12 protein-coding genes are annotated in these 13520 nt (G+C 42.2%); 9 read left to right on the plus strand and 3 right to left on the minus strand.

Annotated elements, in window-relative coordinates; all coding sequences use genetic code 11:
* Nucleotides 1–49 precede the first annotated feature (49 nt).
* Nucleotides 50–1072: an AraC family transcriptional regulator gene (locus F995_RS03235; RefSeq protein ID WP_176580849.1), complete on the plus strand. Its 1023-nt coding sequence runs from the start codon at nucleotides 50–52 to the stop codon at nucleotides 1070–1072.
* A 228-nt stretch (nucleotides 1073–1300) separates the two neighbouring features.
* The gene (locus F995_RS03240) at nucleotides 1301–1654 is read left to right on the plus strand and encodes a hypothetical protein (RefSeq protein ID WP_004645396.1); all 354 of its coding nucleotides are present in this window, start codon (nucleotides 1301–1303) and stop codon (nucleotides 1652–1654) included.
* Nucleotides 1655–1837: 183 nt separating this feature from the next.
* On the opposite strand, the gene prmC is transcribed toward F995_RS03240, so the two are convergent.
* Nucleotides 1838–2656, minus strand: coding sequence for a peptide chain release factor N(5)-glutamine methyltransferase (gene prmC, locus F995_RS03245; protein ID WP_004645398.1), 819 nt, complete (start codon nucleotides 2654–2656; stop codon nucleotides 1838–1840).
* Complete coding sequence (gene prfA, locus F995_RS03250; RefSeq protein ID WP_004645400.1) at nucleotides 2656–3744, minus strand: peptide chain release factor 1; 1089 nt, start codon at nucleotides 3742–3744, stop codon at nucleotides 2656–2658. Before prfA ends, prmC begins: the two co-directional genes overlap by 1 nt.
* A gap of 345 nt (nucleotides 3745–4089) precedes the next feature.
* Here prfA and F995_RS03255 point away from each other — a divergent pair, with 345 nt between their 5' ends.
* From F995_RS03255 to F995_RS03270, 4 genes are all read left to right on the plus strand, one after another.
* Complete coding sequence (locus tag F995_RS03255; protein ID WP_004645401.1) at nucleotides 4090–4506, plus strand: glycine zipper domain-containing protein; 417 nt, start codon at nucleotides 4090–4092, stop codon at nucleotides 4504–4506.
* A 246-nt stretch (nucleotides 4507–4752) separates the two neighbouring features.
* On the plus strand, nucleotides 4753–5208 hold the full coding sequence (locus F995_RS03260) for a hypothetical protein (RefSeq protein WP_004645402.1): 456 nt from the start codon (nucleotides 4753–4755) through the stop codon (nucleotides 5206–5208).
* 169 nt (nucleotides 5209–5377) lie between these two features.
* On the plus strand, nucleotides 5378–6382 hold the full coding sequence (locus F995_RS03265) for an LLM class flavin-dependent oxidoreductase (protein ID WP_004645403.1): 1005 nt from the start codon (nucleotides 5378–5380) through the stop codon (nucleotides 6380–6382).
* Between the two features lie 348 nt (nucleotides 6383–6730).
* The gene (locus tag F995_RS03270; protein ID WP_004645405.1) at nucleotides 6731–7294 is read left to right on the plus strand and encodes an NAD(P)/FAD-dependent oxidoreductase; all 564 of its coding nucleotides are present in this window, start codon (nucleotides 6731–6733) and stop codon (nucleotides 7292–7294) included.
* 246 nt (nucleotides 7295–7540) lie between these two features.
* On the opposite strand, the gene F995_RS03275 is transcribed toward F995_RS03270, so the two are convergent.
* Nucleotides 7541–8377 carry a posphoenolpyruvate synthetase regulatory kinase/phosphorylase PpsR gene (locus F995_RS03275; RefSeq protein ID WP_004278781.1) on the minus strand — a complete coding sequence of 279 codons (837 nt, stop codon included), beginning with the start codon at nucleotides 8375–8377 and terminating at the stop codon, nucleotides 7541–7543.
* Between the two features lie 154 nt (nucleotides 8378–8531).
* Between F995_RS03275 and ppsA the strand changes: the two genes are divergently transcribed.
* The 3 genes from ppsA (at nucleotide 8532) to cyoA (ending at nucleotide 13520) form a co-directional block, all read left to right on the plus strand.
* Nucleotides 8532–10910 (plus strand): phosphoenolpyruvate synthase, encoded by a 2379-nt coding sequence (gene ppsA / locus F995_RS03280; protein WP_004278782.1) that lies wholly within the window; start codon nucleotides 8532–8534, stop codon nucleotides 10908–10910.
* Nucleotides 10911–11329: 419 nt separating this feature from the next.
* The gene (locus F995_RS03285) at nucleotides 11330–12127 is read left to right on the plus strand and encodes an RDD family protein (RefSeq protein ID WP_004645407.1); all 798 of its coding nucleotides are present in this window, start codon (nucleotides 11330–11332) and stop codon (nucleotides 12125–12127) included.
* 298 nt (nucleotides 12128–12425) lie between these two features.
* Complete coding sequence (gene cyoA / locus F995_RS03290) at nucleotides 12426–13520, plus strand: ubiquinol oxidase subunit II (RefSeq protein ID WP_004645408.1); 1095 nt, start codon at nucleotides 12426–12428, stop codon at nucleotides 13518–13520.

Genomic DNA, 13520 nt, shown 5'->3' on the forward strand with positions numbered 1-13520 from the left:
ATCTTGCATGATGTATTTGGACAATGAAAACAAGGATGTCAGACTGAATATGCATAAGCCTGCACTGGAATATAGCAAAGGCACCATCTCGATTGACCTGGTGAACGAAGCATTGCTGGATGCCAAACGGCTGCAATTTGATATCCCTGCCATTTTGAAAAAAGCCAATATCCCAGCAGAAGTATTAAATGCTCCCAAGGCACGCGTGTCGGTCAGCCAATTTGCCCAATTATGGACTGTGCTTGCAGACAGCATGAATGACGAATTTTTTGGCATGGACAGCCATGCCATGCGTCGTGGCAGTTTTAAATTGCTTTCGAAAATGGTTATGCAGGCAGATACACTGGAAAAAGCGCTGCAACACATTCTGCAATTTCTCAACCTGGTTTTGGACGATCTGCAAAGTACGCTCATGGTTGAGGAACACTATGCCTATATCGTGATTTATGATTTAAAAGCAACCAAACGCATGTTTAGTTATGCGACTTATCTGATGCTGATTCATACCCTGATCTGCTGGTTAAGTGGACAACGGATTTTACTTAATCAGATTCAACTCAAATGTGCAGCTCCCCTGGATGATTTCGACTATAAAGTTCGGTTCTGTGAACAGATTGAATATCAGGCCAGCGAAAATTACGTGCAATTTGATGCAAGCTATCTGCAATTGCCGATTAAACAGGATGCTCAGTCCTGGTATCAGTTTATTCAGCAAACCCCACAAAATTTATTGGTGCGTTTTAAAAACCCCTATGCCTTGAGCACCCAGATTCGCCGTCAATTACTGCAAGTTTCACCGGCAGAATGGCTGGAACTGAATGAACTGGCCTTAAAAATGAATATGTCTGAAGCGACCATGCAACGGCGTTTAAAAAGTGAAGGTGTCAGCTATCAACAGTTAAAAAATGAGATACGCCGGGATACCGCCATTGAATTGCTGACCCGTACTGAACAAAGTTTACAAGAGATCAGCGATCAGCTTAATTTTCAGGAATCCAGTGCATTTCATCGTGCATTCAAAAAGTGGACTGGCGTCAGTCCAGGCGCGTATCGACAAAATAATATTAGATAATTTATATAAATTTAGACTTTAAAAATATTACCGAAAAACACTTGGATTCTAAGCATTTATTTTTATTATGATTATATATTTCAAGCCCTAAAACATATATTAGCAGGACTACACAGTCACCCGGAAAGCTTTGCAATTTACCCGAGAATAGATTATTTTTCATTCAATTTATAGCACTTTTGCTATTGGCTGTACTCTCCATTTTCCTTTCTAGTTGAAGGTATCTCCATGTTAAAGATGACTGATGTGCTTGGGCAAAATCTTGTCCAAAACTTCTCTAAAGCTTTATTTTCTTCGACTGATCTCATTACAGAACAGTTGAATCAAGGGATTTTAAATGCATCGGATGCAGAACTGAAAGATGCAATTCTGCACTTCTTTAACCAGGTAGATGCTGTGGAAGCGGCTCAGGCCCTTGAAATTCCGGCAGAACGTATCAATGAATTACAACAAGGTATTGCCTTGAAAGATGAAAGATCTCTGGCAGACACTTTGAAAGTTGTGGCACTTTGTCTGGCAATGGAAACAGGTAGCCTAGATCAGGTAGAAGTCTATGACTGTCTACAAGACTATCCAATGTAATTCTTTTTTAAGTATTCCTCGAAAGCGGTGCTCTGGCATCGCTTTTTTGTTTTTAGTTATACTGCGTTGGCGTGATGTCATTAAGAATACTTAAAGTTTCAGAGGCAGCTGGGAATTTATAAAAACTTGAATTAAAAAGCGACCATACCGGGCGCTTTTTAATAAAGAAAGATAGATTACAGATTAATGTGGCCACTGCGCCAAAGTCACACGATCATTACCGCCATAATCTTTAACCGTGCGGACTTGCTTATAACCCGCTTGTTTAAATAGATGTTGTACGGCGTCTGCCTGATCATAACCATGCTCAAGCACCACCCAACCATTGACAGTCAAATGCTTCTTGGCTTGCAGAATAATCATTTCAATATCGGCCAGACCCTTTTTATCTGCCACCAGCGCACGTTCCGGCTCAGTCGCCAGATTCTGCATATGCGCATCATTAGCGTCGATATAAGGTGGATTCGATACAATGGCGTCAAAGAATTGACGACCAAATGGTTTCAACCATGAGCCCAGAACGAATTCTACATTCTCAATATCATGTTGTTCCGCATTATACTTCGCAACCTCAAGCGTAGGCTCGTAGATATCGGAAGCCATTACTGTCCAGTTGGAACGCTCAGATGCCAGCGATAAGGCGATCGCACCAGTACCTGTACCCAAGTCCACCACACAGGCATCTTCAGGCAGGTCCAATTTCAACACGGTCTCAACCAGCACTTCAGTATCCGGACGTGGCACCAAGGTATCTTTAGTCACTTTGAGGTCCAAAGTCCAGAATGGCTGTGAACCAGTGACATAAGCCAAAGGCTCGCCAGCAGCAATACGCGCCAACCCGTCTTTATACGCCTGTTCCTGTTCCAGCGTTAACTCCTGATCCTTTTTCATTAGTAGATCAAATGAATCAATCTTGGTGATGTGTTCCAGTAACCAGGCATTTTCCTGACGTTCATAACTTTCAGCTTCACCGCGTAAAGCCAGGGCTTGTAAAATATTCATTATCCACCATTCTGCTGTGCAAGCATGGCCAACTGATCCGCCTGATATTCGCGGTGCAGGCTGTCCAGCAATTCGGTCAAATCACCTTCCATCACGGCATCCAGCTTGTATAAAGTCAGGTTAATGCGGTGATCGGTCATACGACCTTGCGGATAGTTATAAGTACGGATACGTTCCGAACGATCACCCGATCCCACCAGGTCACGACGCATTTCCGAGGTTGCTGCATCTGCTGCTGCACGTTTGGCATTTTCCAAACGTGATACCAGCAGTGCCATCGCTTTGGCCTTGTTCTTATGCTGTGAACGCTCTTCCTGACATTCCACCACTGTGCCAGTTGGAATGTGGGTAATACGTACTGCAGAATCGGTTTTGTTAACGTGCTGACCGCCTGCACCTGAAGCACGATACGTATCAATCCGCAAATCGGATGAATTGATTTCGACCGAGGTATCAACATCAATTTCAGGAAGAATCGCAACGGTACAAGCAGAAGTATGCACTCGGCCTTGTGATTCGGTCGCCGGTACACGCTGTACACGATGCGCACCACTTTCAAATTTTAGACGACCGTAAACACCGTCACCATTAATCAGGCAGATGACTTCTTTATAGCCGCCATGTTCGCCTTCATTTTCAGAAAGGATTTCAATACGCCAGCCTTGGTTTTCCGCATATTTACTATACATACGGAATAAATCGCCAGAGAAAATCGCTGCTTCATCACCACCGGTTCCGGCACGAATCTCCAGATAAGCCGAGTTAGCATCATTCGGATCTTTCGGAATCATCAAGATGTTCAGGTCTGCTTCAAGCGATTCAATTAAAGCTTTATTCTCTTTAATTTCTTCCTGCGCCATTTCCTTAAAGTCCGGATCTGACAGCATGGCCTGAGCTGTTTCAATGTCTTCTTCAGCCTGTCTGTACTTGGTCCAGACATTGGTGATTTCTGTTAAGTCATTATGCTCACGTGACAATTGACGGAAGCGCTTATTATCAGAAATGACTTCTACATCAGCCAGTAATGCGGTCAATTCTTCATGGCGGTCAGAGAGTTGGTCTAATCGTAAACGTAACGATTCTTTCATTTTCTAAAAAATCTCAAACATAGGCTGGGACTAAAAACCGATTTAGCACAGCGAAATCAAAAAATTGCGCCTAGTTTAACGACTCTGGCTTCTAATGAACATCATTATTGAGTAAGTCCGCGTTGCTATCATTCGTGCTCTACAGCATTTGTTAACAAATATGATTAAAAACAGTGGAATTGCTTTTTTTATAGTCGATCTTATTCTTATTTCTTGCCGATTTTACAATTCGCCAAATAAAGCAGGGAATTATGAAGAAACATCTTCATATTGTTTTGGGCATGATTTGTTACATTTTCCGCATCGAAATAACTACAGTCCTGTGGATGGACACGGAGTGATGACATGAAACTCAACGCACTTTTAATGAGTACAGTTTTAGCTGCTGGTTCAATGATGACCGTAAACGCACATGCCGACAGTACAGCGCGTGTTGCAGCAGCAAGTGCTTTAGGTAGTGTTGCAGGTACAGCATTAGGTAAAAACATGGGCGGTAACACCGGCGCAACCATTGGTGCTGCTTTAGGTGGTGCTGGCGGTGCAGCAGTTGCAAGCAGCAAAAAAAACCGGACTGAATCTGCCATTGGTGGTGCCCTAGGTGGCGGTGCAGGTTATACCGTAGGTAAAAATATGGGCGGTACTAACGGCGGTTATATCGGTTCAGCTTTAGGTGCTGCCGGTGGTGCTGCACTAGGTAACAAGATTGCCAAAGATAAAGCAGCTGAAAAACGCTCTAAACACTGGAAAAAACGTTACCGTTAATTTGTGCTCAGGCTGTTTAGACCAGACGCTACATTTAACATGAAAAGCACCTTTTGGTGCTTTTTTTTATTACTGTTTCATAAGATGAAATTTCAAGTAATACATGGAATTATCCTGTCCACATCATGAATCAATTAAGGAGATAAAAATCACAATTCGCCAACATTGCCTCCATGCTGTTTGGCGCTTGCTAGATTAAATTTATCTCATCAACAAAATATAGCTAGATATATAAAAGGTGTCCTCATGAACTATAAATCTCTAATGATCGCTGTCGTAGCAACCTCAGCCATGGGTATGACAGCTGCCAATGCAGGCAATACAACCAATACAGCCTTAGCTTCTGCACTAGGTGGTGTTGTTGGTGCTGCAGTAGGTAATAAAATGGGTGGTACCACTGGCGCAACAATCGGTTCAGCGATTGGTGGCGGTGCAGGTGCCGCAGTAGCTGCAAATAAACGTGACCGTAATGGTGCGATTATCGGTGGTGCTTTAGGTGGCGGTGCAGGTTATGCAGTTGGCCGAAATATGGCAGGCACCAACGGTGGTTACATCGGTGCGGCACTGGGTTCAGCAGGTGGTTCAGCTTTAGGTAAGAAAGTCAGCGAAGACCGTCGTTATGATGACCGCAACGAACGTCGCTATAATTCTTCTCGTAACTACCGCTATAACGATTATCGTTATAACAACCGTCGTCGTTAAGATTCTCTCCCCTTATTCTTTCCTCCTTTATAAGCATCTTCGGATGCTTATTTTTTTGCCTTTATTTTTTATCTTTATCTTTTGGTTTACACTTATATCGATTTTTTTCGATATACAAATACATTCTAAAGTCGTATGCTTTTAGAGATGTTTATTTAAGAGTAATACTATGCGTACGCTTAACGATACCCAGTTCTCTATACTCGAACTGGTTCCTGTTCGTGACGACAAGAGCATTCAATTCGCGCTGAACCATGCGCTGGAACTTGCCCAAACAGCAGAAAAATTGGGTTATCGCCGGATGTGGCTGGCAGAACATCATAATATGGATGGTATTGCCAGTTCAGCAACTGCAGTTCTCTTAGGCTATTTACTGGCGAATACCAAAACCTTAACTTTAGGCTCTGGCGGAATTATGTTGCCCAACCATGCACCGCTGGTCGTGGCTGAACAGTTCGGCACATTGGCGACGCTCTATCCGGACCGGATTGAACTGGGTCTGGGCCGTGCTCCAGGTACCGATCAAATGACCATGCGTGCCCTGCGTCGTGGCCGTCAGGAAACCGAAGATCAGTTTCCACAAGATGTTCTGGAAATTCTGCAATATTTTAAAGATCCAGAACCACATCAGCGTATCGTAGCGACGCCAGGTCAAAGTACGCACGTACCCGTATGGCTTTTAGGTTCCAGCCTGTTTAGTGCACAATTAGCGGCGAAACTTGGTCTACCTTATTCCTTCGCTTCGCATTTTGCCCCGCGTATGCTGGGTCAGGCCATTCAGCTTTATCGTGAAAACTTTGAACCTTCTGAATACCTGGATCGTCCTTATGTGTCGATGGGTGTACCGACCTGTGTCGCAGATACTGATGAAGAAGCAGAATATCTAGCGACTAGTGCCTATCAGCGGGTTTTATCACTGATTCGTGGACAAAGCCTGAAACTTAAAGCACCAATTGACTCCATGAAAGGTCTGTGGTCGCCGCCGGAAAAAATGTCAGTCGATAATTTCTTTGCCATGGCTCAGGTCGGCTCCAAAGAAACCGTTAAAGCTGGGCTAGAATCGCTTTTGGCTAAATATGATGTGGATGAGTTTATCTTTACTTGTGACATCTATGACACTGACAAGCGCCTGCACAACTTTGAGCTATTAATGCAAATTAAAAATGGTCAGTAAATGAGAGTTGCATCTACCTATTCTCAGCAATGGGTAGATGTTTTTCATCTTTAAAGATAAATGACCAAAAGAAATATATCAGTAAAAGCATTTCTATCGACCTCCTCCATTAAAAAACTTCTTCCCTAAACGAACACTTCACTTCTTTTCCTTCATCCATCTCAGCAAGTTAAAAGTCATTCCTTTTGGATCGCATGTAAATCTATTCAGTCTTCAATAAAATCAGATTTTATATTTTGCTCAAATAGATGACTGTCTAAGTTAAATTTTTCACTTTACCCTGGCTTGAGTTTTTGTTTATATCTCATACAAAGAAAATTAATTATTAAATAAATTCAAGGAATTCTAATGTCTACCAAGCAGGATCCACACGCTGGTATTTTTGAAAATCGCCCCGAACATTTTCAGCAGTTTAATGGAATTAAAGTGCCCTCTTCCGAACTGTTAGAATTAGATTATACAGATAAAGATATTGCGATTATTGGCACGGATCAGTTTACCGTGAGCCAGCTGGATAAAATCAGTCAACATGCCCGTTCGGTAAAAGTTTTCCAGATTAATCCTGCTTTTGTACTGCCCGGTTCCGATCGAATTCTGCAACGGATTATTAATCATCCACTGATTGGTAAAAATCGTCGCTTATTTAATAACCGGATTAAAAGCTTGCTTTCTCTGCGGTTTTTAGAAAATCAGGTGCAGAATTTGTGGCTAAGACGCCAGTTAATGCCAAATCTTGCATCTTCCCGTAAAATTTATCTGAAATCAGATCATTATTATGCTGCCCTACAGCGTGAAAATTGCCAGCTGATTACTTGGCCAATTTTAAAAATTTCGGAAAATACGATTCATTGCATCAATGGTGAACAGCATCCGGTCGATATCATTATTCATACTTATTTAGCAGAAAAATAACTTATACTGACAAGTAAAGATAAGAAATTAATGAGCTGATAATGAGAGTCTGATTTAAGTTCCGAGAACCAACATGATGATTTATTCAACAAAATGTTCAAAGAATACTCTAAGGTATTTTTAAACATGATATTTAGTATTTTTTTAGAATTATAAAAATCATACATTATTTCGATTAATCAATGCTTACTTGTAATTTTTAGCTATAAATCAGAGCCAAACCGCAATTTGGCTCTGGCTGGTTTCTTAACCGATTCGACGTTTTAAACCGGTCATTTGCAACACACGTGTTGAGATTTCTTCAATCGACATTTCAGACACATTCAGGTACTTGATGCCTTCCGAAATATAAATCCCTTCAATCGCACGCAACTCCATCTGACACTGACTAAAGCTGGCATAACGGCTATTGGCCTTACGCTCAGAACGAATGGCCACAAGGCGTTCCGCATCAATCATCAAGCCAAACAGCTTGTTTTTATGCGGTCGCAGCACGGCTGGCAGGCGGTTATCGTCCAAATCTTCTTCAGTTAGCGGATAGTTTGCTACGCGAATACCGAACTGCAAAGACAGATAAATAGAGGTCGGAGTTTTACCTGAACGCGATACACCAATCAGGATCAGGTCAGCTTTATCATAATGACGGGTACGTGCGCCGTCGTCATTGTCTAAAGCAAAATGAACAGCATCAATACGAGCTTTGTAGGACTCAGAGTCGGTCACCGCGTGGGTCTGCCCGACTAAAGTTGTAGGAATCGTGCCTAATTCATCAGCCAACTTACTAATAAGTCCTTCAAATACATCAAGATTTACTGCATTTGCGGTATTAATAATGTCGCGCACATAGGGATCAACCAGGGTATCAAATACCAGCGGTTTTTCACCGTCGATTTGAGCTCTTGCATTGATCTCTGCAACCACGTTTGTGGCCGCTTCTTCGGAACTAATATAAGGGATAATATGAATGTCAAATTTCACATGCGGAAACTGCGCTAACAGCGAGTGTCCAAGGGTTTCAGCGGTGATGGCGGTACCATCTGAAATAAAGAAAACACTACGCTGAATTTGTTTACCTTCCGACATTAAAATTCTCCTCCAACATTTGTCTTAGTGCTATATAATCTTTATAGTAAACCGATCTTACATGACTGTCGCTTAGTAAAATCAAAAACCTAGATGATTTGCTATACTCTCATGCCGAGATAGTGATTAATACTGCAAAAGTGGAGTAACAACTTTGGAAGCGCGCGTAATTGGTCTGGAAAAATTAGGGAAGCACGACGTTGAGCTGGTCGGTGGGAAAAACTCATCACTAGGCGAAATGATCAGCCACTTATCAAATGCTGGTGTATCTGTGCCAGGTGGTTTCGCAACGACTGCCGATGCCTACCGTGAATTTCTCGAGCAAAGTGGCCTAAACGCTAAAATCAATGCAGAGCTTGCTGCACTCAATGTTGATGATGTAAATGCACTTGCTGAAACTGGCGCAAAAATTCGTCAATGGATTGTGGATACTCCACTTACGCCTGCATTAGAACAAGAAGTTCGTACAGCATTTGCAGAACTTTCTAACGGCAACCCTGACATCGCGGTTGCCGTTCGTTCTTCTGCAACTGCAGAAGATTTGCCGGATGCTTCTTTTGCCGGCCAGCAAGAAACTTTCCTGAACATTCGTGGTATCGATAACGTTCTGATCGCGATCAAAGAAGTATTTGCATCTTTGTACAACGACCGCGCAATCTCTTACCGTGTACACCAAAACTTTGCCCATGATGTAGTTGCCCTGTCCGCTGGTGTACAACGCATGGTTCGTTCAGAAACTGGTGCTGCCGGTGTAATGTTTACGCTAGATACTGAATCAGGCTTCCGTGATGCAGTATTCATTACCGCATCTTATGGTTTGGGTGAAATGGTTGTTCAAGGTGCAGTTAACCCGGACGAATTCTATATTTCTAAACCGCTTTTAAATGCAGGCCGACACGCGATCCTTCGTCGCAACCTGGGTTCTAAGCACCAGAAAATGATTTATGGTGAAGAAGCATCTGCAGGTAAATCTGTCGTTGTCGTGGATGTTGAAAAAGCTGAACGCCAACAGTTCGCTTTAAACGACCAGGAATTACAAGAACTTGCTAAACAAGCGCTGATCATTGAAAACCACTACGGTGCACCAATGGACATCGAGTGGGCAAAAGATGGCGATGATGGCAAGATTTACATCGTTCAGGCGCGTCCTGAAACTGTAAAAAGCCGTGAAAATGTCGGCACCATGGAACGCTATCTGTTGAAACAACGCGGTACTGTGATCTGTGAAGGCCGTTCAATCGGTCAACGCATTGGTTCTGGTAAAGTCCGCATTGTGACGTCGATTAAAGAAATGGACAAAGTACAAGACGGTGATGTTCTTGTATCTGATATGACTGACCCGGATTGGGAACCAGTCATGAAACGTGCAGCTGCGATTGTAACAAACCGTGGTGGTCGTACTTGTCACGCAGCAATTATTGCACGTGAGCTTGGTGTTCCTGCAATCGTGGGTTGTGGTAATGCAACTGAAGTTCTTGTAGACGGTCAGGAAGTGACTGTGTCTTGTGCTGAAGGTGATACTGGCTTTATCTATGAAGGCGCACTAGATTTTGAAATTCAAAAGAATTCAATTGAGTCTATGCCTGCTCTTCCATTTAAAGTCATGATGAACGTGGGTAACCCGGATCGTGCATTTGACTTTGCTCAAATTCCAAACGCAGGTATTGGTCTGGCGCGTCTTGAATTCATTATTAACCGTATGATTGGTGTTCACCCGAAAGCATTAATCAATATTGACAGCCTTCCACGTGAAACACGTGCAGCAGTCATGGCGCGTACTGCAGGTTATGCATCTCCAATTGAATTCTATGTAGAGAAACTGGTTGAAGGTATCTCGACACTTGCTGCTGCATTTGCAGACAAGCCAGTCATTGTTCGTATGTCAGACTTCAAGTCTAACGAATATGCAAACTTGATCGGTGGTAAATTATACGAGCCAGAAGAAGAAAACCCGATGCTAGGTTTCCGTGGTGCAAGTCGCTACGTTTCTGATAACTTTCGTGATTGCTTCGAACTTGAATGTCGTGCATTGAAAAAGGCACGTGATGAAATGGGTTTAACCAATATCCAGATCATGATTCCATTTGTTCGTACTGTTGCTGAAGCGAAACGTGTAATTGAACTTCTTGCATTAAATGGTCTTAAGCGCGGTGAAAACGGCCTTAAAGTGATCATGATGTGTGAACTTCCAACCAATGCTTTATTGGCAGATCAGTTCCTTGAACATTTCGATGGTTTCTCTATTGGTTCAAACGACTTGACACAATTAACGCTTGGTCTTGACCGTGACTCTGGTATTGTCTCTCACCTATTTGATGAGCGCGATCCTGCGGTTAAAGCGTTGCTTTCTCTTGCAATTCAAGCATGCCGTAAAGCTGGCAAATATGTCGGTATTTGTGGTCAAGGTCCTTCTGATCACCCAGATCTTGCACAATGGTTAATGGAACAAGGTATCGACTCTGTGTCTTTAAACCCAGACTCGGTACTTGAAACCTGGTTCTTCCTGGCTGAGGAAAAAGTGCAAAAAGCATAAGCAATTGTGAATAAAAAAGACCCTTTTATAGGGTCTTTTTTATGAGATAGATATTATGATTTACTGTTTGAAAATTAATAATTAAAGGCCTAATCGCAAGATAAACGATTGAATTTATAAATATAATTAAATCAAAGCTTATCAACACATGAAAACTGTAATGACAAACAAATACCAACAGTAAAGTCATATCAAAATGGCAATAATAATGAATAACCATTGGATGTTCGGGAAGATATTTTTAAGAGTGGTGATCCTTGCAATTTTGTATGGGCGCATTTTTAATGAGAAATATGATTGAAAATCCTCAATTAATCTATATCTTACGATAAGAGGATGTTTGTTTTCAAAACAGAATTCAATACAATCTTGATCAAAGCTATTATCAGTTCACATTTATATATTGAGATTCAGTCTATATGCAGATTTACTTGGCACGAAACAATCAACAAGCTGGTCCATATACGCTCGAGCAATTGAATCAGATGCTGGCGAATCAACAAGTCATGCTGACTGACCTGGCATGGCATCAAGGCATGACAGAGTGGAAAGCCTTAGGTGAACTTACCCAAGGAAAATCGGTATATCAACCTGAAGGTTATGTCGTTCCCGCAGTCACACCTGAAACGCCGGTATTCCAGAACAATCAGTCAACGACTTTGGCCTATTCACAGCCTCATACTCAAACAGCGACTCAAAAGAATGAACTCGCCAGTATTCCAAGCCGTATACTGGCCAAAATTGTAGATGTGTTACTGTGGTTACCAGCAACCTTCATTTTGACTGCATTTTTTACACCTGAACAGGAAACCCGATTTGCACAACTGAATGAAGAATTCATGAATGTCGTGCTGAGTAGCAATGCAGATCCTGCTCTGGCCCAACAATTACAGACTCAAATGTTTGAGATGTTTTCTCAGCAGGCGTGGCTTGCCACAGCGGTCTATTTGATTATCATGCTGGCCATTCAAGCCTTTCTGATTGCCAAATCAGGCCAAAGTATTGGTAAAAAGCTGACGAAAATCAAAATTGTAGATGCCGAATCAGGTGAAAAGACCAGCCTGTTACGCGCCTTCACTATTCGTAGTGTATTTTTCATATTTTTAAATATTGTATTTATGCCACTGAGTTTAATTATTGACTGGGCCTTCGGATTGGGCAAAAAACGTCAAACCTTGCACGATAAACTCGCAAAAACGCAAGTTGTGAAACAATAGTGCAGGAATACACAAAATGGGATGAATATCATCCCATTTTGATTACAGAACTTTGAAATTGAAATAAAATTCCCATAAATCCCCCCCAATTCAGACCAGCAAAATCGGTTTTTATTACAGGCATTTAAAGCGCCCTAGATATAGCTTAGTTCGTGAATCTCAGGCATAATGCCCTACAACGTAGCGGTGTATTGTGATTAATAGGATGTTTTGTAAAATTCAGCCTTTTTTGTCATGTGCACTTTAATCGCTATCCCATATTAAATTAGGGAATGGGACTCTTCACCGAGGTTGTAAAATGAGACAAACGATTTTAGCTGTATTGTCTTTATCTGCGATGACTGCACTCTTGACTGGGTGTGGTGGTGATATGGTACTTCTGAACTCTAAAGGTCCAGTTGCAGCAGGTCAAAGTAACCTGATGATGACTGCGATTTACTTAATGCTTTTGGTGGTTATTCCATCAATCATCATGGCATTATGGTTCGGTTGGAAATATCGTGCATCGAATAAAGACGCAGACTATAAACCTACATGGGTACACTCTACTGCGATTGAAATTGTAGTATGGGGTATCCCTGTCATTATTATTGGTATTTTAGCTTGGTTAACTTGGTGGGGTTCCCACAAGTATGACCCATACCGTCCAATTGAAGCAGATAAAGCGCCATTAACTGTTCAGGTTATTGCTGAGCAATTTAAATGGATCTTCATCTATCCTGAGCAAGGCATTGCAACTGTTAACGAATTACGTTTCCCAGAGCAAACTCCGGTAAGCCTTCGTTTAACCTCTAACTTCACGATGAACTCGTTCTTCATCCCGGCGTTAAGTGGTCAGATTTATGCAATGGCAGGTATGCAAACTCACCTTAACTTCTTAGCTGATGAAACTAGTCCAGCTGAAGGTTATCGTGGTTTCTCTTCAAACTATTCAGGCTATGGCTTCTCACAAATGCGCTTCCGTGCACATTCTGTGACTGATGCCCAGTTTGCCGAATGGGTTTCTGCTATTCAGGCAGGAAACGGTACTTCAGTTAACCCTAATGCAGTACAAAAAACTGTTCTAGACCAAGCTGAATTTGCAAGCTTACGTGACGGTAACCGCGGTGTTCACCAGATCGAAGCGATTATTGCAAGAGCTAAGACTCCTGAAGAGAAGGCTGCTGCTGAAGCAATGAAGCCTTACCCTACTAAGCCACATCCTGTGACTTACTACTCTTCTGTAGAGCAAGGTTTGTTTGAATCTGTGATTCACAAGTATATGAGTAACTACCACGGTGCTGACCATTCAGCTCCTGTAGAAGCTGCAGCGACTGATGCTGTTGCTCATGAAGCGTCTGCTTCTGAAGCTCATGTAGCTGGTGAACATGCGACTGCTTCTCAAGGAGAATAA

Source organism: Acinetobacter sp. CIP A162 (assembly GCF_000367905.1).
GTDB lineage: Bacteria > Pseudomonadota > Gammaproteobacteria > Pseudomonadales > Moraxellaceae > Acinetobacter > Acinetobacter lwoffii.

Bases quoted from the DNA above. Each gene is read 5' to 3' on its own strand.
- F995_RS03275 (WP_004278781.1), bottom strand. From the start codon at position 8,377: ATGTCGGAAGGTAAACAAATTCAGCGTAGTGTTTTCTTTATTTCAGAT.
- F995_RS03240 (WP_004645396.1), top strand. From the start codon at position 1,301: ATGTTAAAGATGACTGATGTGCTTGGGCAAAATCTTGTCCAAAACTTC.
- cyoA (WP_004645408.1), top strand. From the start codon at position 12,426: ATGAGACAAACGATTTTAGCTGTATTGTCTTTATCTGCGATGACTGCA.
- F995_RS03235 (WP_176580849.1), top strand. From the start codon at position 50: ATGCATAAGCCTGCACTGGAATATAGCAAAGGCACCATCTCGATTGAC.
- F995_RS03255 (WP_004645401.1), top strand. From the start codon at position 4,090: ATGAAACTCAACGCACTTTTAATGAGTACAGTTTTAGCTGCTGGTTCA.
- prfA (WP_004645400.1), bottom strand. From the start codon at position 3,744: ATGAAAGAATCGTTACGTTTACGATTAGACCAACTCTCTGACCGCCAT.
- F995_RS03265 (WP_004645403.1), top strand. From the start codon at position 5,378: ATGCGTACGCTTAACGATACCCAGTTCTCTATACTCGAACTGGTTCCT.
- F995_RS03270 (WP_004645405.1), top strand. From the start codon at position 6,731: ATGTCTACCAAGCAGGATCCACACGCTGGTATTTTTGAAAATCGCCCC.
- F995_RS03260 (WP_004645402.1), top strand. From the start codon at position 4,753: ATGAACTATAAATCTCTAATGATCGCTGTCGTAGCAACCTCAGCCATG.
- F995_RS03285 (WP_004645407.1), top strand. From the start codon at position 11,330: ATGCAGATTTACTTGGCACGAAACAATCAACAAGCTGGTCCATATACG.
- prmC (WP_004645398.1), bottom strand. From the start codon at position 2,656: ATGAATATTTTACAAGCCCTGGCTTTACGCGGTGAAGCTGAAAGTTAT.